Annotated in this window: 19 protein-coding genes and 1 other RNA gene; 7 read left to right on the forward strand and 13 right to left on the reverse strand. The window is 60.7% G+C overall.

Annotated features, from left to right (window positions below):
• Positions 1 to 150 precede the first annotated feature (150 nt).
• The 3 genes from LPW11_RS03095 to ssrA form a co-directional block, all read right to left on the reverse strand.
• Positions 151 to 918 carry a hypothetical protein gene (locus LPW11_RS03095; protein WP_230996668.1) on the reverse strand — a complete coding sequence of 256 codons (768 nt, stop codon included), beginning with the start codon at positions 916 to 918 and terminating at the stop codon, positions 151 to 153.
• Between the two features lie 265 nt (positions 919 to 1,183).
• Entirely contained in the window at positions 1,184 to 1,333 is a 150-nt protein-coding gene (locus tag LPW11_RS22460) for a GIY-YIG nuclease family protein (protein ID WP_442899801.1), read from the reverse strand.
• A gap of 153 nt (positions 1,334 to 1,486) precedes the next feature.
• Positions 1,487 to 1,838: a transfer-messenger RNA gene (ssrA, locus tag LPW11_RS03100) on the reverse strand.
• A 256-nt stretch (positions 1,839 to 2,094) separates the two neighbouring features.
• Here ssrA and LPW11_RS03105 point away from each other — a divergent pair.
• The 4 genes from LPW11_RS03105 (at position 2,095) to mscL (ending at position 6,118) form a co-directional block, all read left to right on the forward strand.
• Entirely contained in the window at positions 2,095 to 3,279 is a 1,185-nt protein-coding gene (locus LPW11_RS03105) for a serine/threonine protein kinase (protein WP_230996669.1), read from the forward strand.
• A complete protein-coding gene (locus LPW11_RS03110; RefSeq protein ID WP_230996670.1) occupies positions 3,276 to 3,830 on the forward strand; it encodes a hypothetical protein in 555 nt (184 codons plus the stop codon). The genes LPW11_RS03105 and LPW11_RS03110 overlap by 4 nt, the downstream gene beginning before the upstream one ends.
• A gap of 302 nt (positions 3,831 to 4,132) precedes the next feature.
• Positions 4,133 to 5,644 (forward strand): OmpA family protein, encoded by a 1,512-nt coding sequence (locus tag LPW11_RS03115; RefSeq protein WP_230996671.1) that lies wholly within the window; start codon positions 4,133 to 4,135, stop codon positions 5,642 to 5,644.
• A 69-nt stretch (positions 5,645 to 5,713) separates the two neighbouring features.
• Positions 5,714 to 6,118, forward strand: coding sequence for a large conductance mechanosensitive channel protein MscL (mscL, locus tag LPW11_RS03120; protein ID WP_230996672.1), 405 nt, complete (start codon positions 5,714 to 5,716; stop codon positions 6,116 to 6,118).
• Between the two features lie 5 nt (positions 6,119 to 6,123).
• Here the strand turns inward: mscL and smpB are convergent, their stop codons facing one another.
• The 7 genes from smpB to LPW11_RS03155 all read right to left on the reverse strand — a co-directional run bounded on the left by smpB (position 6,124) and on the right by LPW11_RS03155 (position 13,430).
• Positions 6,124 to 6,585, reverse strand: coding sequence for an SsrA-binding protein SmpB (smpB, locus tag LPW11_RS03125; RefSeq protein WP_230996673.1), 462 nt, complete (start codon positions 6,583 to 6,585; stop codon positions 6,124 to 6,126).
• A gap of 54 nt (positions 6,586 to 6,639) precedes the next feature.
• Positions 6,640 to 7,887, reverse strand: a complete 1,248-nt coding sequence (locus LPW11_RS03130; RefSeq protein ID WP_230996674.1) for an amidohydrolase family protein — start codon at positions 7,885 to 7,887, stop codon at positions 6,640 to 6,642.
• Between the two features lie 72 nt (positions 7,888 to 7,959).
• Positions 7,960 to 8,358: an aspartate 1-decarboxylase gene (gene panD, locus LPW11_RS03135; protein WP_230996675.1), complete on the reverse strand. Its 399-nt coding sequence runs from the start codon at positions 8,356 to 8,358 to the stop codon at positions 7,960 to 7,962.
• A 2-nt stretch (positions 8,359 to 8,360) separates the two neighbouring features.
• Positions 8,361 to 9,200, reverse strand: a complete 840-nt coding sequence (gene panC, locus LPW11_RS03140) for a pantoate--beta-alanine ligase (protein ID WP_230998236.1) — start codon at positions 9,198 to 9,200, stop codon at positions 8,361 to 8,363.
• The gene (gene panB / locus LPW11_RS03145; RefSeq protein ID WP_230996676.1) at positions 9,200 to 10,003 is read right to left on the reverse strand and encodes a 3-methyl-2-oxobutanoate hydroxymethyltransferase; all 804 of its coding nucleotides are present in this window, start codon (positions 10,001 to 10,003) and stop codon (positions 9,200 to 9,202) included. The genes panC and panB overlap by 1 nt, the downstream gene beginning before the upstream one ends.
• 250 nt (positions 10,004 to 10,253) lie before the next feature.
• The gene (locus LPW11_RS03150; RefSeq protein ID WP_230996677.1) at positions 10,254 to 12,251 is read right to left on the reverse strand and encodes a methyl-accepting chemotaxis protein; all 1,998 of its coding nucleotides are present in this window, start codon (positions 12,249 to 12,251) and stop codon (positions 10,254 to 10,256) included.
• 96 nt (positions 12,252 to 12,347) lie between these two features.
• On the reverse strand, positions 12,348 to 13,430 hold the full coding sequence (locus LPW11_RS03155; protein ID WP_230996678.1) for a 6-phosphofructokinase: 1,083 nt from the start codon (positions 13,428 to 13,430) through the stop codon (positions 12,348 to 12,350).
• 402 nt (positions 13,431 to 13,832) lie between these two features.
• On the opposite strand from LPW11_RS03155, the gene LPW11_RS03160 reads away from it, so the two are divergent.
• The 3 genes from LPW11_RS03160 to LPW11_RS03170 all read left to right on the forward strand — a co-directional run bounded on the left by LPW11_RS03160 (position 13,833) and on the right by LPW11_RS03170 (position 15,163).
• Positions 13,833 to 14,060: a hypothetical protein gene (locus tag LPW11_RS03160; protein ID WP_230996679.1), complete on the forward strand. Its 228-nt coding sequence runs from the start codon at positions 13,833 to 13,835 to the stop codon at positions 14,058 to 14,060.
• 91 nt (positions 14,061 to 14,151) lie between these two features.
• The gene (locus LPW11_RS03165; RefSeq protein WP_230996680.1) at positions 14,152 to 14,610 is read left to right on the forward strand and encodes an iron-sulfur cluster-binding oxidoreductase; all 459 of its coding nucleotides are present in this window, start codon (positions 14,152 to 14,154) and stop codon (positions 14,608 to 14,610) included.
• Positions 14,611 to 14,614: 4 nt separating this feature from the next.
• Positions 14,615 to 15,163, forward strand: a complete 549-nt coding sequence (locus LPW11_RS03170; protein ID WP_230996681.1) for a hemerythrin domain-containing protein — start codon at positions 14,615 to 14,617, stop codon at positions 15,161 to 15,163.
• 221 nt (positions 15,164 to 15,384) lie between these two features.
• Here LPW11_RS03170 and LPW11_RS03175 read toward each other — a convergent pair whose 3' ends face one another.
• From LPW11_RS03175 to ribH, 3 genes are all read right to left on the reverse strand, one after another.
• Positions 15,385 to 16,704: a homoserine dehydrogenase gene (locus LPW11_RS03175; protein WP_230996682.1), complete on the reverse strand. Its 1,320-nt coding sequence runs from the start codon at positions 16,702 to 16,704 to the stop codon at positions 15,385 to 15,387.
• A 74-nt stretch (positions 16,705 to 16,778) separates the two neighbouring features.
• A complete protein-coding gene (gene nusB, locus LPW11_RS03180; protein ID WP_230996683.1) occupies positions 16,779 to 17,216 on the reverse strand; it encodes a transcription antitermination factor NusB in 438 nt (145 codons plus the stop codon).
• Complete coding sequence (ribH, locus tag LPW11_RS03185) at positions 17,217 to 17,684, reverse strand: 6,7-dimethyl-8-ribityllumazine synthase (protein WP_230996684.1); 468 nt, start codon at positions 17,682 to 17,684, stop codon at positions 17,217 to 17,219.
• Positions 17,685 to 17,718: the final 34 nt, after the last annotated feature.

A 17,718-nucleotide genomic window follows, 5' to 3' on the forward strand; every position in this document is an offset into this window, starting at 1 on the left:
CCTTCTGGCGGAGGAGGCGGGTATCAAGCCGCGTCTGGTATTCTCACGCCTCGAAAATATTACGGACAGAGGTGAACCACGATGCCGAGCTTACTGCATATATCTGTTACTGATAGTGGCAGTGTCACACTTCAAAAATGTAGCTAGTTTCTACTGATTGGCGCCATCATCACTTTTCCATAGTCGGATGGAGTTGGAAGAGAAGGTTTCGACGGCAACTATGTCCAGAACGTTGAAGCACTCCTGAAACCATGTCTTGAGAGCCGATCCCACCATGATACGAGGCGTGCCATTGGAATTGGCCCTTCTATTAATGGTTCCAGCAAAAGGAGTGGAACAGGTACCTACTTGAACTTCTATCCTCTCCCCATCGCCGCCGAAGTAGTGTTGATGATCGACACCAACATTGAAGAACCCTTGGTTGTAATAGGTTTGCTGTAGCACGAACCGGAACTCCGCTTGGGCTAAAGGCTCATCCTCAGTGACAGGCTCTTCAACTCTGGCCTGCTCTTGCGCAGGGAGAACTTCCTTCTTGCCGCCATTCCATTCCGGATCCAGAACGCGGATCAGGTCATCCTCGAGGCCGGCAGCAAGATTCAGATGAAACTGCCCGTAACGGAGATGGCCATTATCGACAAGGGCGAGGACCTGGACTGCTGCGCCCCCAGCAAGCAAATCCCGAATGCGCAGGTTGTTCTTGATGTTTGTGGATTGCGTTGCACCAGGCCGCTGATATCCCTGCATTCTCTGTCTTAAGGTTCGTATCGATTTGCCGATGTACTTGACCTCTCCGTCTGAAACGAAGGCATAAAGGACATTCGTGTTGCGGCAGTCACGGTGCAACTCACACTGCAGCTCGCCTTCAGAAAGGATCCAAGAACCGACGGGCGAAAAACCTATTTCAAGAAGTCTATTCATCTACACTCTCCCAACTTTTGATCTTCTGACGAGGGAAAAGCCCTTGAGGTGAAGCGGCTGTGACTATACGTTTGATTAAGGACATTTTCAATAGGATAAGCCAACGTGTTGCGCCGGCATCAGCATCCAGATCTTGTTGTTGAGTGTCAATTCCGCCATGACCGAAAAAAGAGGGCGCTCTACTCCGCCCAAAAGTCACGAGCCCGGAGCCGGATTTAAGATAGCTTTCAAACGTGGCTGCCTTCGCCTCATCCACAAAAGCGTGCTAGGTGATGATCTTCCAAGGACGGTACTTTGAAGTGTGAGGGGACTGACCTGCATTGTGCGCGGCTAATCTGTTCTTGAGGTCCGAAGTGAGACCAACATAGCGCTGGGAAGGATTAGAAATGCTCTGGAGCAGGTAGACGTACTTCATGCCCTCTCACCTCCGTCATTTGAGCTATGAGATATCGTGCAAGGAAGTGAAGCCCGCCTTCGCGAAAATGCCGCTTCGGCGGGCATCCTTCGCCCTTAAACGCGAAAGGCTCCGGAGTGGCACTGGCGTGCCATCCGAAGCCTTGGCGAAGGATGGTGGAGGTGGCGGGAGTCGAACCCGCGTCCGAAAGTCGTACACGGAAGGCGTCTACATGCTTATACCTGTTTTTGATTTAACCACTCCGGACTCCACAGGCCGGGATTCCGAAGAAGCGGTCCCGCTAAGTTTCGCCTCAGGGCCGCAGGCACTCCCTGAAACTATCCCACTAAAATGACGATCTGTCCTTCCCCGTGGGAGAGGGTCGGCAGATCGTTAGCAGGTTATTAAGCTGCTAAAGCGTATTCGTAGTTGTCGGCGTCTAATTCGCCCCGGATTGTTTAACGAGCCACCCGGACCTCGGCATGCAACCTTCGCTTCTTACCCCCGTCGAAACCAGTACACCCCCATAACTGTTGTGATTTTTACTACATCCACACCATATCACCTTTCCCCAAAACGGGCAAGACTCTTTGAGGCGGCCTCCCGGCTTGACTTGGCGTGGCCGCACAATACTCTTTTTTTGGGAGCTTCTCCGTTCCAGGTGGGTGCCGAAATACAGAACAGGTTTCTCCGACGGCATCCACTCTCGCGCTTCTTCAGGATCTTTTCCAAATATCCAGTCTCCTTCGTCGCGCGGAGACAGCACCTCCTGGGGTAATGTCATGATTGACAGAGAGATCGGGTCCTACTGGGTTGTAAAAAAGATCTCCGACGGTAGGGAGGGTGCCGTCTACGCCGGCGTCCACAAGACGAAGGACCAGGAGGTGGTCATAAGGGAAATTCCCTTTTCCGTCATTCCCGACCCGGCGGCGAGAGCGCGGTTCCTGCGGGACGCTTCCTTCCTGAAGAAGGCGGCTCCGAGCCACATGGTGAAGATCGAGCTCTGCGAGGAAAGTGACGGTTTCCTGTACCTCGTGACGGAGCATCTCCCCGAGACGCTGGAAGATCTCCTGGAAAGGGAGTGCCTCCTTCCCACCGCCACCGCGCTCGCTTTATGCCTGCGCCTTCTCGACGCGCTGCAGTACCTGCACCGCTACCAGATCGTACATGGCCGCATCTCCCCACGAAACGTCTACCTCACCAGCGAGGGGAGAGCAAAGCTCGCCTACATCGGGGCGACCGCGATCGATGACCCTCAGCTCAAATCGTATCTCCCGCCGGAAGATCCCGACGGAGTGTCGCAGGGCGCGGCTGCCGACCTTTATGGAATCGGGGCGGTCCTCTGCAAGATGGTCGGAAAGGAGCCGCCGTACACCGCCGATCCGAGCGCGCCGCTCATTGAGGCGGAAGCGGAAGCGGCTGTCCCTCCCGAACTGCGAGACCTCCTGGCAAAGGCGATGGCGCGCGATCCCGCAGAGAGGTTCAGAAGTGCGCAGGAGTTCGCCCGTGCAGTAAGGCAGAAAGCGGAGGGTACAGGGGGAGTGCGCCCCGCGAAGGTTTCCAGGGCGCGGTCATTCCTGGAGCGCACCGAGGGATTCGGGGTCCTTCTCGTCGTCATGGTGGTATTGCTCTTCTTCGTAGTCGTGGGGCGGCACAGGGAAACGCTCATCCAGGGGGGAAAAGTTCACGTCGTCCCGGTGCCAAAGGTTGCCTCCGAGATTCCTTCAGCACCGAAAATTCCTCCTCCGGCGACGGCACTTCCTGTTGTCGACCAGCCGACACCGGCGGCACCCGCCCCTGAAACGACACCCCAGCCGGCGGCCGAGAAGAGAAAGAAAGCCACTCAGGTGCATCACAAAAAGAAGAGAGTGAAAACGGTTTCCTCCTCGAGAAGGTCGGAGACTGCCTCCCTACCGGTTGCGCCACCGCCGCCTGACGAACTTGACGCCTGGAGTATCAGAAAATGAACGCGCGCGTATTGACTGTAGCAGCAGCGATCTGCGGCGCCGTCCTGTGCCAGGGCTGCGTTTCGATGAAGGAGATATACCAGCAGGAAGTGGTAAAGGCCCGCAGACCCGGGCAACAGATGGTGGAATCTCCGGAGACCACCATGAAGAGGCTCTGCTGCCCCCCTTACCAGAAAAACGTGATTTATCTGGAAGATACCGGAGCGCTGCCGGAGCGGGTCGGGCCGGGGGAGGAACTGAATCACCGCATACGCTATGCCTACTCCCCGGCCACCCCGTCCAACGTCCTGCATGGGCGTCTGGTCAGGAGGGTGCTGTACCGCGGCAGGGAGGTGTTTCACGACGTCAGCAACCAGGCCTTCTGCGCCGGCACCTGGACCATCGACGCCTTCATCAAGGTCCCCCGCAACGCCCCGAGCGGCTGGTACAGCATCAGGCTGGAAATCTATTCCATGGGCAAGACGATAAGACGCAGCACCCTTTTCTATGTGAAGGAAAAGAATAAGCCCTCAATGACCTCTTCCATCGGAGAATCCCCCGCCAGGAATTGACTCCAGCGCGTTCCTGTTTGGGCCGGAGTGACTTCCATCTCTTTCGGCTCTCTCTGCAATGTAAACGCTTCGCCACGCTTGCCCCTTCGTTGTCTTTACCAGCACGTTCTCTCTTGCAGCGGCACAGCGATCGTCCGCGCATGACATAGAAAAGAGGGCATTAGCGGAGTCTCAAAAAGCGTCTCGAGTTTGACTTCACCCTCCCACGTGATAAAACTTAGTCGCTTGGAACTATGCATGTCTCTGTCGCTGCAGTACTCGGAGTACGCGAGACACATTCTGAAGGAAAGGGGGGTTTTGCAATGAGAAAATTTGTTTCTTCAATCTCCACTCTTGCCGCCATTCTTATGCTGGCACAACCGGTACTCGCCGGGGAGCGAGCGGGTGCTGTTTCCGTGTCGCCCTTCGTCGGCGGCTACACCTTTGACGGCGAACAGCATCTGGAAACCGCGCCGGTGTACGGGCTGCGCCTCGGCTACGACTTCACCAAATATTTCGGGGTGGAGGCGGTCGGCAACTACCTCGCCACCCAGAAATCGAGCGGTGGTGACCGGAGCGTCAACGCGGTCTCCTACCGCCTTGACTTTCTCTACAACCTGATGCCGGACGGGCCGCTCGTCCCCTATCTTGCGGCAGGGGGCGGGGGAACCACCATCGGGCATGGCGGTGACTTCGACACCCGGAATGGCAACGACCTCCTGTACCAGAACCAGACCAGCAGAAACACCGCGCCGACGGCAAACGTCGGGGGGGGCTTGAAGTACTTCCTGTCCGACTCGGTCGCGCTGCGCGCCGACGCCCGTCAGCTCTTCGTCTTCGGGAAGAAGACCCTGTACAACTGGGAATACACCGCAGGGCTGAGCTTCCTCTTCGGCGGAATGACGCCGGCTCCGGTTGCAAAGGCAGCACCCGCCCCGGCTCCCGCACCGGAGGCAAAGCCGATCGCTCCTGCGCCACCCGCGCCCCCGACGAGCACCCTTGCCGCCACGCCGACCTCGATCAAGAAAGGGGAGAGTGCAACCCTTGCCTGGAGCTCGCAAAACGCCACCGACTGCACCCTTGAGCCGGCGATCGGAAAGGTGCAGCCGCAAGGCTCCATGGCGGTCACCCCCGTCGACAGCACCTCCTACACCCTCTCCTGCAGCGGCCCCGGCGGTACGACGACCTGCGCGACCCAGGTTGCCGTTGCCCTGCCGATAGCCCCGCCGCAGGCAAGCCTGACTGCAATTCCGGCAACGATTGCCCCGGGTGAAAAGGCGAAGCTCCAGTGGTCCTCGCAAGAGGCGAACAACTGCGACATGCAGCCCGGAATAGGCGCAGTGCAGCCGCAAGGTTCCATCGAAGTGACGCCACAGTCGGACACCGCCTATACCCTCAACTGCGCAGGGGATGGCGGGACGGCGAAGGCCTCGACGAAGGTAGTGGTGGCGGCGCCGGCTCCGGCACCCGCGCCGACCCCGGAGCAGCTGTGCGTGACGCTGAACATAAACTTCGCCACCGGCAAGGCGGAGATCCCCGCGAAATACAGGGAGGATCTCGCGAAGATCGCGAAGTTCATGAAGGAGTATCCGCAGGTGAAAGGGGTGATCGAGGGGCATACCGACAACGTGGGCTCCAAGGCACTCAACGAGAAGCTTTCGCAGCGGCGTGCACAGAGCGTGAAGAACTACCTGGTGAAGGAATTCGGCGTCGAGCCGTCCCGCCTCGGCGTCAAGGGGTACGGCTTCGCGAAGCCGGTAGCTGACAATGCCACAGCGGCAGGTCGCCAGCAGAACCGCAGGATTGTCGCGAATTTCGACTGCGTCCAGAAGTAGAAGGTGAATTGGAGGGTGCGCATCGGGAGGTGCGCACCCTTTTTACATGCGCAAGAAAGGAGGGGGCATATGCTGCAGGAATTCAAGTCTTTCCTGACGAAGTCGAATGCACTGGCGCTGGCGGTCGGCGTCATCATCGGGGCTGCTACAGGGAAGGTCGTGTCGGGGGTGGTGGATGATCTCCTCATGCCGGTCATCGGGCTGATTCTGCCGGCGGGGGACTGGCGGGAGGCGAAGCTGGTGCTGCGGAGTGTGGTGGATGGAAAAGGGAAGGTCACCGAAAGCGCCATCGCCTACGGCCACCTCCTGGGGACGCTGGTCGATTTCTTCTTCATTGCCCTGGTGGTCTTTCTCATCACCAAGGCGCTGCTAAAACCTGCTCCGGCGGCGCCGACGAAGAGCTGCGCCGAGTGCCTGGAGACCATCCCGCTCGAGGCCCGCAGATGCAGGGCGTGCGGCTACCCCGTCGCCTGAGCGGATCACCGGCCGCGGTCGCGCTCCTTCAGCCCGACCGCGATGTCGCGCTGCATATCCTTCTTCTTCAGTGTCTCCCGCTTGTCGTGCAGCTTCTTACCTTTTGCAAGCCCCAGTTCCGCCTTCACCTTCCCGTCCTTGAAGTAGATCCGCAGCGGCACGATGGTGTACCCCTGCTCCCGGATCTTCGCGAAAAGCTTCACGATCTCCGTCTTGTGCAGGAGGAGCTTGCGCATGCGGTCCGGGTCGTGGTTCTCACGGTTGCCGAACTCGTACGGCAGGATGTGGAAGTTGTGCAGGAAGGCCTCGCCGTGCTTCACGGTGGCGAACGCGTCGTTGAGGTTCGCCTTGCCGTTTCGCAACGACTTCACCTCGGTCCCCTGAAGGACTATCCCCGCCTCGTAGCGCTCCTCGATGAAGTAGTCGTGGAACGCCTTCTTGTTGTTGCAAATCAGCTTTTCGCCCATAGGCCGGCCATCCTATCAGATTGCCCTGCAAATTGACAGAGGGGAAATGGTTAATTAAGAGAGGGGGGAGAACGCGGCGCCGGAGATGTACACCTCCTCCAGCCGGCTCGCCTCGAGAAGCGCCTGGTGAAGTGAGCATCCCTCGCAGGAGCGGTGGGAAAGGACAAGAAAATCCGCCCTCTTCCCGACCTGCAGCGAGCCGACCGCATCCTGCAGGCCGAGCGCCCGCGCACCTCCCAGCGTCGCCATCTCCAGGAGCTCTGCGGCGCTGAAGTCGTCCGGCGCCAGGGCCCTCAGGTAGCGCATCTCGTCCCACAGCGAAATGGAGTCGTTGCTCGCGAGCGAATCGGTGCCGATCGCCAGAGGTAAGCCGAGCCTCTTCAGCAGGTGGTGCGGCGCGCAGCCGACATTGAGCCGGTCGTTGCTGCGGGGGCACAGGACGACGAAGCACCCCCTCTCCCGGAGAATCGCGCCGTCGGCGGGGGTGAGGTGCACGCAGTGGATTGCGGCTGTCGCGCGGTCGAGGACGCCGAGAGAGTCGAGCCAGGCGGTGGAGGTGGTGCGCCGCGGGCTCGGGAGGTATTCCTCCCAGTGCGCCGCCGGGTACAGAATGGAGGCGAAATCGCCGGTGGAGTCGTGCATGAAGGAGACTTCCTCCCGCGACTCCGAAAGGTGGATCGCCTTCCTCGCCTCGTATCTGCAGGATAGCTCGTGCATCCCCGTGAAGAGCGTTCCGGAGACGGTATGGGGCGCATGCGGCGAGAGACCGGGGAGGAATTTGCCTGCAGGCTTTTGCAGAGACTCCTCCATACGCTTCAGCACCTCCGCGCAGCCGCGTGGGTCGTGGCCGATCCCCTCCAGGAAATATCGGCCGCCGAGCGGGGAGGAGGCGTAGAGCGGGAGGAGGGAGAAGTCGGTGAGGATCTCCCCGATCGTGGTGGTGCCCGACTCGATGCACAGCCTGATCCCCTCGTGGACGGAGTGCTCCAGTTCCTCCCGGGAAAGGGCGCGCCTGATCTTCACCAACTGGGAGACCCACTGTACGTAGCTCTTCGGGAGGTAGTCCAGGTCCTTCCTGACCTTCCAGGAGGGGAAGTGGGTAAGCTCGAGGTGGGTGTGGGCGTTCACCAGCCCCGGCATGATGGTGCAGCCGGGGAAGTCGGTGACGGGGCCGCCGCAGCTCGCTTTCAGCTCCTCGACCGTTCCGACAGCCGCAATCCGTCCGTCGCGCACCGCAATGGCGCCGCCGGAAATGGGGGGTGAGGAGACCGGAAGGATCTGGGAAGCGGAAAAGATCTGCATGACGTGATCCGATAGGGGTGAAGAAAGTGCAGAACCCATTGAAATTTTAACGCAAAAAGGGGGCCGTGTAACCTACCAGGCGACCTTCTTCACTTTCCCCTGCCCTGCCTCTTCCTTGCGCGACTCGAGCATGCGGTTCTGGTGGTCCACAAAGACGAGTTTCGGCTCGTGCTTCAGCGCCTCCTCGTTGGACATGCTGGCGAAGCTCGCGATGATGACAAGGTCCTTCGGCGCCACCATGCGCGCAGCGGCGCCATTGATGCAGATCACCCCGGAGCCGCGCTCCCCTTCGATGGCGTACGTCTCGAAGCGGCTGCCGTTGTTCACGTCCCAGATGCACACCGCCTCGTACGGCAGGATGTCCGCCGCCTCCATGAGGTTGAGGTCTATGGTGATGCTCCCCTCGTAGTGCAGGTCCGCCCCGGTCACCGTGGCACGGTGGATCTTGCTCTTTAGCATCCGTCTTTCCATCGCTACTCTTCTCCTAAAATGCAGTTGTCGATAAGGCGCACCGTGCCGATTTTCACCGCCAGTGCAAGGAGGGTCTTCTCGTCGGCCGTCGTTACCGGCTCCAGCGTCGCGGAGTCGCACAGCTCGAGATAATCGACCTGCGCCTCTACCTCCGCGCCGATCGGCGCCAACGCGAGCGCCGAAAGGGTCGCCGCGCTTCTCTCGCCGCGTGAGAAGGCCTCCTTCGCGGCAAAAAGCGCACGCGACAGGCAAAGAGCGCTCTTTCGCTGTGCGTCGTCGAGCCGCGCGTTGCGGGAGCTCAAGGCAAGCCCGTCCGGCTCGCGCACGATCGGCATCCCCACGATCTCCACGTTCATATTCAGATCCGCCACCATCGTGCGGATCACGGCGAGCTGCTGGAAGTCCTTCATCCCGAAAAGGGCAATGCCCGGCTGCACGATGTTCAGGAGCTTCGTCACCACCGTCGTCACGCCACGGAAATGGCCGGGGCGGCTCGCGCCGCACAGGCGGCCGGTGATACCTTCCACGTTTACAAAGCTCTGGTACCCCTGCGGGTACATCTCGGCGACCGTGGGGGCGAAAATGACGTCGGCTCCCGCCTCCCCGGCAATCAGGCGGTCCCTCTCCAGGTCGCGCGGGTAGCTCTCCAGATCCTCGCCGACCCCGAACTGGATCGGGTTCACGAAGACGCTCGCCACCACCGTGTCGGCGCGGCGCCGCGCCTCGCGCATCAGGGAGGCGTGCCCCTCGTGCAGGTATCCCATGGTGGGGACGAGCGCGACGAGTCCGTCCCGCCCGGCGAGGAAGCGCCGCATTTCCTGTATGGTATCGATCGTTTCTATCATGAGAACGAGTGTCCTTCCTCCGGAAAGGCGCCCTGCCGCACCTCGGAGATGTAGCTGGAGACCGCCTCGGAAATGATCGGTCCGACCTCGGCATAGCGCTTCACGAACTTCGGCGAGTACTTCTCGCAAAGCCCCAGGATGTCGTGCAGCACAAGGACCTGCCCGTCGCAGGAAACGCCGGCGCCGATCCCGATGGTGGGGATGGAGAGCTCGGCGGTGATGCGGGCGGCAAGGGGAGCCGGGATGCATTCGAGGACGACGGCGAAAGCCCCCGCCTCCTGCACGGCAAGGGCGTCGGCGAGAAGCTTCTCGGCCTGCTCCTCCCCTTTCCCCTGGACGCGGAAGCCACCCATCCGGTGCAGCGACTGCGGGGTGAGACCGATGTGCGCCATGACCGGGATATCGATCTCGGTGATGGCCCGAATAGCCGGGGCGATGTTGACCCCGCCCTCCAGCTTCACCGCTGCGGCGCCGCCGTCTTTGAGGAGAAGACCTGCGTTCAGCCGCGCCGCCGCGAGATCGGTCTGGTAGGAGAGGAAAGGAAGATCCGCCACCACAAGGGCCTGGGGGCGCGCCCGCATGACCGCCTTCGTGTGGTAGATCATCTCCTCCATGGTGACGGGGAGCGTGTTGTCGTAGCCGGCCACCACCACCCCCACCGAGTCGCCGACGAGGATGACGTCGATCCCGCAGCGGTCCACGATCACGGCGGTAGGGTAGTCGTAGCAGGTAAGGACCGCTATCCGCTCCCCTTCCGACTTCATCCGTTGCAGGTCCAGAATGGTCTTTTTCTTCTGCATTGGCAGCACTCCCCAAAATAAAAAAGGCGCCTCCGGCAAAGGAAGACGCCCAAAAGTTACAAGAGCGCCGTGGAAAGGCACCCCCTACTCTCTTTCAGCTATCGCTTTCCCGTACCGGTTCCTCGCGGAATCCAGGCGGTATGACTGTGATCTGGTGTGTGTCTTTAGCGGCTCCACTTAGCAGTTAAGTATAGCGGGCCAAACACCGTTACCTAGTTATCATAGAAAAAGGGTCGCGTCCACCCCTTTGTTAGAGCGCTGTAGCGCGCAGCTGCTCCAGATCCCGCACCACGGCACTGCTCTCCTGCTGACGCTGTTCCATTCCTTCGAAGATGGAGTCCCCCATGGTGGAGACGGACTCCACCGCCTTCCTGATCTCTGCGCTGTCCGAAGTCTGACGTGCGGCGGAACCGGCCACCTCGTGCGCCTGCTCCTTCACGTGCTCCAGCGCGCGGGCAATGCTCTTCGTTGCGAGGGTCTGCTCCTTCGAAGCCTTCGCGATCTGCGCGGTGAGGCTCCCGACCTCCTCGATAGACTGGCTCACCATCGTTACCGCCCCGCTCTGCTCCTTCGTAGCGTTCATGACCTGCTCCGTCATGACCATCGCCTTCTGGGCGCTCTGCAGGATCGTGCCGAGGGATTTCCCGGTCTCGTGCCCGAGTTCCACCCCTTTCTTCACGAGGTCCTTCGTGGCGGTGACGTTCTCGGTGGCGTTTCGGGAGTCGGTCATGATCTCTTCGATGATGCTGGTGATCTCGCCGGTGGAGATGCCGGTCTGCAGCGAGAGGTTCCTGATCTCGTCGGCGACGACGCCAAAGCTCTTGCCGTACTCCCCCGCCTGCGCCGCGATGATGGAGGCGTTCAAGGCGAGGAGGTTCGTGCGCTTGGTGATGTCGTTGATGACGCTGACGATCCCCTCGATCCGGCCGCTGTTGGCGGAGAGCTTGCGGATCCCCTCGTAGGAGAGCTCGACCGAGCGCTGTATCTCGGCGAGTGAGTCAATCGTCTCCTGCACGACTTTGCGGCTGATCTCGGACTGGGTTTTCACCTCGGCCGAGAGGCTGTTGGAGACCGCGGTGTTGCTCTCCACCTGCCTCAGGCTCGCCGTGATCTGCTCCATCGCGGAGATGGACTTGTGCACCGAATCGGAGAGGGTTTCGAGGTTCTGGGTGATCTGGTCGGTGGCGACGGAGATCTCCGCCGCTGAAGCGCTCGCACCTTCGACAGAATCCATGACCGCATGGGTCGCGGCGTCGATCTTCACGGCACCCTCGGCGAGAGAATGGACCCCCCCCTTCAGCTGGCTGAGATTCCGGGAGTACCCCTCGCGGCTTTTCAGGAGCTCCGAGAAGGTCTTCCCGAGCTCGAGAGTGAGGCGGTCGATGGAGCTCAGAAGGTCGATCCTCGTGAAGGCGGAGGACGCCTGGTCGGCGAAGAGTTTCAAGGTATCGACATCGGTATCGTTCAGCGTCCGGTGGCTCTTCTTGTTGTCCAGCCCGAAGATCCCCACGACCTCACCCTTCACGATGATGGGGCAGAGGATGAAACAGGAGGAACGCAGCGGGCTCACCCTGTCGTAGGGGGGCTGCAGCAGGAAGTCGGGGGGATACTTGTCGATGTCCGTGATGTAGAAGACCCGCTTTTCCTGGTAGCACTTGTTGATCACACCGGAGCGGTGGTCGAGGGGGAGCTCCACCTCCGCCACCGACGAGGCGTCGTTTCCTGCGCAGTGGGCGAAGGTAAGGCAGCGGCGCTCCTCGTTCACCATGAGGACGTTCACCCGCTCGTACCCCAGCACCTTGTGCAGACCCTCCACGCACAGGGAGAGGACGTCCTCCTCGCTGAGAGTCTTCTGGATCCGGTTGCTTATCTTGTGAAAGCTCTTGATGTTGTTGTCGAGGACCTTGTAGCGGTTCTCAAAGAGCCGCTTCTGCGAGTCGACTTCCTGCACCAGTCGATCGAGCTTCGCGCCGCGCGCCTCGAGCTCGTCCGCAGCTTTCCCGATGAAGTAGCCGAAGGTGGCAAGGACAAAGGCCGTCCCGCCCCCCATGTAGGCGTACAGAGCCATCGACTGGGTGCTCTGGCGCATGTCGGTGAAGATCTGTGAAACCAGTGGTACCGTGGGGTCGGAAAAGAAGAGAAGTCTCAGGAGGGTCCAGCCGATTGGGGCGAGAATGCCGAGACAGAAGCCGGAAAGCGCGTAGAGCTGGCTTCTGCTGGCATCCTTGATACGTCTTGTTTTGATCACCAGGGGATTCCTCCGCCATATCCTGCCGTGATGCCTCTGGAGCGAGGCTCGCAGCAGTCTAAGGCGAAGGGAGGTCAAAGTCAACTCTAACGTTACCTAGCGCCCCAGCATGATCCCCAGGCTTTCGGCGTGCCGCACCATATCCCCATCCGGGTCGACCAGGTGCGGGGCGCGCACCGCCTCCTCGATGGAGACCGAAAGGATCTTCGTCCCCCTGAGGCAGGCCATGTGCCCGAATTCGCCGCGCTCCACCATCTCCACCGCCTTCACGCCGAAGCGGCTGCCGAGGCAGCGGTCGAAGGTGGAAGGGGACCCGCCGCGCTGCAGGTGCCCGAGGACGGTGACGCGGGTCTCCACATCGAGACGGCTCCCTATCTCGTGGGCGATGAGCTCCCCCACCCCGCCGAGGCGCTCCAGCGTCCCGGCCGTGCCTGCGTGGCGCACGATCCTCCCGCCGCCGCGGGGAAAGGCCCCTTCCGCCGCCACCACGAGGCTGAAGCGGCTCCCCCGCCTCTTGCGTACCCGCAGCGACTCGCAGATCGCCTCGATGTCGTACGGAATCTCGGGGATAAGAATGACGTCCGCCCCCCCAGCGATACCCGATTCAAGGGCAATCCAGCCGGCGTAGCGCCCCATGACCTCCAGCACCATGACCCGGTGGTGGCTCTCGGCTGTGGAGTGGAGCTTGTCCAGTGCGTCGGTCGCGGTCTCCACCGCCGTGTTGTAACCGAAGGTGACGTCCGTCTCCATGAGGTCGTTGTCGATCGTCTTTGGCACCCCGACGATGGGGATGCCGCGGCCCATGAGCTCAAGGGCGATCTTCAGCGAGCCGTCGCCGCCGACAACGATGAGCCCATCTATGTCGAGGCAGGCGATGCGGGAGAGTATCTCCTCAGTGACGTCCACCACCTCGACCTTCCCCTCGCGCACGATAGGGAAGGCAAAGGGATTGCCGCGGTTGCTGGTGCCGAGGATCGTGCCCCCCCGTGGCAGGATGCCGCGCACGTCGTCCCAGGTCAGCGGGCGGCACTTCTCCGCGTGGAGGAACCCCTCGAAGCCGTCCTCGATGCCGACCACGTCCCACCCCCGCAAGGTAGCGGACTTCACCACACCGCGTATGACCGCGTTCAGTCCCGGGCAGTCGCCCCCTCCGGTCAGGATTGCTATTCTCTTGTTCATATCGCTACCTCTTCAGCCCCATAGGGGGGAGTCATGCTGAACATGCTCGTTCCCAAGGTCCACCTTGGGAACGTACCTGCTCGCGATGCTCCGGCTTCGCACCGCGTCAGCGGAACACACTGTCCTTGGCGAGGCGGAGCCTCGCGGGCAACTGCATTCCCAAGCTGGAGCTTGGGAACGAGATGGGAATCCAGGTGCGCCCTGTGACTGTAGGCCGGGATAAGCCGCAGGCGTTCCCGGCACAAAGCAGGGTTCTGCATCTGAGATGCTACGGTTCCCGGCACAAAGCAGGGGGTTCTTTTCAACAAGGTAAGACAATACACAACTTTTGACAAACGTCATAAAAGATTTTCGCGGAAACCGCTATTGTCACTTCAACGACGGATTACGGAGGAGACGACGATGGAATTCAGAGACGGTTTGGGCGAGAAAGCGATACAGGACGTCATGGTGAAGCATCCGGCAATCGGCGAGATCCTGAACAGATTCGAGATAGGCTGCGTCACCTGCAAGGTCGGCATCTGCCTTTTGAAAGATGTAGTCGCCATTCACGGCCTCTCCAAAGAGGACGAGGCGAAGATCGAGGCAGAGGTCAACCAGTACCTGGACAGCAGCAATGAGCAGAAGTGAGGCAGGCAAAGGCGTTATCCCACACCGGCAGAGACGGCCGGCGCGACCATATACCAAAAAGAGCGTAGAAATAGATAAAGGAGCTGAGACAATGGCACATACAGGATGTGGCTGCCCCGGCAGCATGGCAAGAGTTATCGAGAGAGTGGAGTCCGCGCCGGCCGAGGCAACCGGAAAGGCGCCTTCCGAGCTGCGGCAGTGGCCGGTTCAGCTGCACCTGGTGCCCCCCACCGCTCCCTGGTTCCAGAACAGCGACATCCTGGTCGCCGCCGACTGCGTCGCTTTCGCACTCGGGAGCTTCCACGCCGACCTGCTGAAGGGGAAGGCTCTGGCGATCGCCTGCCCGAAACTGGACAACACCGCTCCCTATGTGGAGAAGCTTGCGACTATACTGAAGGAAAACGAGGTAAAGAGCCTCACCATCGCCATCATGGAAGTTCCGTGCTGCCGCGGCCTCGATGTGCTGGTACGGCAGGCGCTGGAGCTTTCCGGGAAGAATGTCCCGGTGGAGACGGTGATCATCGGGGTCAATGGCGAAAGGAGAAATTAGAGCCATGAAAGAGGACATCACCCAGAGACTGAAGGACGAGCACCAGCTGATCCTGAGGATGCTGGCGCTTCTCGAGAAAAACGCGAACCTGACCGCGGCCGGCAAATTCTCCGACTACCGCTTCTACCTCGACGGCGTCGACTTCATCCGCAACTTCGCCGACAGGTTTCATCATGCGAAGGAAGAGGACGTCCTCTTCGAGGCGCTGGTGGAAAATGGCATGCCGCGGGAGAACAGCCCGGTAGCGGCGATGCTGATGGAGCACGACGCAGGGAGGGAGTTCGTACGGCGCATGGAGAAGGCGGCGCAGCGGGCGCTCGACGGGGAGCCGGGGCAGGACGCGGAGATCGCGGAGAGCGCGCTCGGGTACCTGGAGCTGTTGCGCGGACATATCGACAGGGAGGACACCATTCTCTACCCCCTGGCCGAGCGGGTGATTCCTGACGAGAAGCGTGAAGAGATAAACCGGAGGTACCGGAGCGCCGAGGAGAAGAGCGCGGCGGGACTCGAGGCGCACTACCGGGCGATCGTGGAGAAGTACGAGAAAGGCTAAAGGCTCTCTGTCCGCAGATTACGCAGATTGACGCAGATTTAAAAGCAAAGGCATTAAAGCTTTAGTTTTGTCCGCAGATTACAACTAATAAAAAGCAGCAAAAAAAGCAGAAAAGAAGGGGAAGACAAAACGGCTAATATGCCCTTGTCTTCCCCTCGTTTTTTCAATCTGCGTAAATCTGCGTAATCTGCGGACAAAGCTTTTCGCTTTTCGTTTACTGCTTATTCCAGGTTGTCCTCGATCCTGATGAAGCAGCTCTTCTCGCGGATGACGTCGAATGCGTCGATCTGGCCGAGCGCCTGCTGCACCTGGGCCTCCGCCGCCTCGTGGGTCACGATGACGATCGGCACGGTCTCGGTCTCACCCTCGCCGTTCTTGGCGGTCTGCACCATGGAGGCGATGCTGATCCCGGCGTCGCCAAGGGCGCCGGCGATGCGGGCGAGGACGCCCGGGCTGTCCACCGCGCTGAAACGGATGTAGTACTTGCTGACGATCTCCCCCATCGGCTTGATCGGCAGGGTGACGACCTTCTCGTCGAGGTAGCTAAGCGGTGCTACGCGGCGGGAGATGCACGCCAGGATGTTCCGGGAGAGATCGACGACGTCGCCGACGACGGCGCTCGCGGTGGCATCCATCCCGGCGCCCCTGCCGTAGAACATGACGGCGCCCACAAAGTCGCCGGTGAGACGGATCGCGTTGAATACGCCGTGCACGTCTGCCAGCGGGTAGTCCTGCGGGATCATGGTCGGATGGACGCGCGCCTCGATCCGCTCGCCGTCGCGCTTGCCGATGGCGAGGAGCTTGATGCGGTACCCGAGTGATTTCGCGAACTCCACATCCACGCTCGACACGGAGGTGATCCCCTCGGTGTGGATGTCCTTCAGGTCGATCCTCGTGCCGAAGCAGAGGGAGAGGAGGAGGCAGAGCTTGTGGGCGGTGTCGACCCCTTCGATGTCGAAGGTGGGATTCGCCTCCGCATACCCCTTCTCCTGGGCCTTCTTCAGCACGTCGGCGAAGTCGGCGCCTTCCTGGGTCATGCGGGTGAGGATATAGTTGCAGGTGCCGTTCACGATGCCGAGGACGGTGGAAAAGCGATTGGCCGCCAGGTTACCCTTGATGGCGGAGAGGACCGGGATCCCGCCGCCGACGGCAGCCTCGAAGAGCACCTCGACGCCGCTTTCCTTCGCCGCGGCAAAGATCTCCTGGCCGTGCACCGCCAGAAGCGCCTTGTTGGCGGTCACCACGTGCTTGCCGTTTTTCAGCGCCTTCAGCACGAAGGTGCGGGCGGGCTCGTAGCCACCCATCAGCTCTATCACCACCGAGATCTCGGGGTCGTTCAGCACCTCGTCAGCGGAGGTGGTGAGATTGATCCCTTCGGTGGAGACGCCGCGGTCTCTCGTGATATCCAGATCGGCGACGCTCTTCAGCGACACGGTGGCGCCGGTTTTTTCTTCGATAATGGAGCGGTTTTCGCGGAGTAGTTTGACGACACCGGCGCCGATGGTGCCGAAGCCGAGAAGACCTACCTTGATCTCTTTCATATAGCCCCCTACGGAATTTTATAAAACACAGCAAAAGCCTCAGGGATCCGGGGCAACGGGGAGCGGCCGCTCCGTTACTCCTTGTCCTGAATGCCGGATGCTACTTCATCGAGGATCCCGTTCACAAAGGCAGGGGAGTCCTCGGAGCCGAATTTCTTGGCGACCTCGATCGCCTCGTTCAGCGTGACGTTCTTCGGGATGTCCGGGCGAAACATGAGCTCGAAAACCGCCAGGCGCATGATGTTCAGGTCGACGCGCGCCATGCGCGACATGCTCCAGTGCTTCGACTTCTCCGCAATGACCGCGTCAATGGCAGCCAGGTTGGCCATCACCCCGTGCACCAGCTCGCTTGCGAACTCGTACGCCTTGGAATGAATCTCCAGGGTAGGCTCCTCCCCTTCCGCAAAGCTCTCCGCGATGCGCTTGAGGGCGACTCCCCCTTCCTGCAGGTCCAGGTCCTTCGAATAAAGTGCCTGCAGCGCCAACTCTCTGCCTTCTCTACGAATGCTCAATTACTTTATCTCCCTCAAGACGTTGACGGTCTCGATAGCGGTGACCGCCGCGTCAAATCCTTTGTTTCCTGCCTTCGTGCCGGCACGTTCGACCGCCTGCTCGATGGTGTCCGTGGTGAGGACCCCGAAACTGATCGGCACGCCGCTGTCGAGTGTGACGTGGGCGATCCCTTTGGCCACCTCGGAGGCGACGTAGTCGAAGTGCGGTGTGGAGCCGCGGATCACGGCACCGAGGCAGATGACGGCGTCATAGCTGCCGGTTGCAGCCATCTTCTTGGCGGCAATCGGTATTTCGAAAGCGCCCGGGACGCGGGCGACGGTGATGCGGGCATCATCTGCTCCGTGGCGCACGAGGGCGTCAAGCGCACCCTCGAGGAGCCTCTCCCCGATGAAACTGTTGAAGCGCCCCACGATGATCCCGAAGCTCATCCCTTCGGCGGTGAGCTTTCCTTCCAGATATTTAGGCATGTGCCCCCCTTGCAATATGTCAGACGACTCGTCC

This window comes from Geomonas sp. RF6 (assembly GCF_021044625.1).
Lineage (GTDB): Bacteria > Desulfobacterota > Desulfuromonadia > Geobacterales > Geobacteraceae > RF6.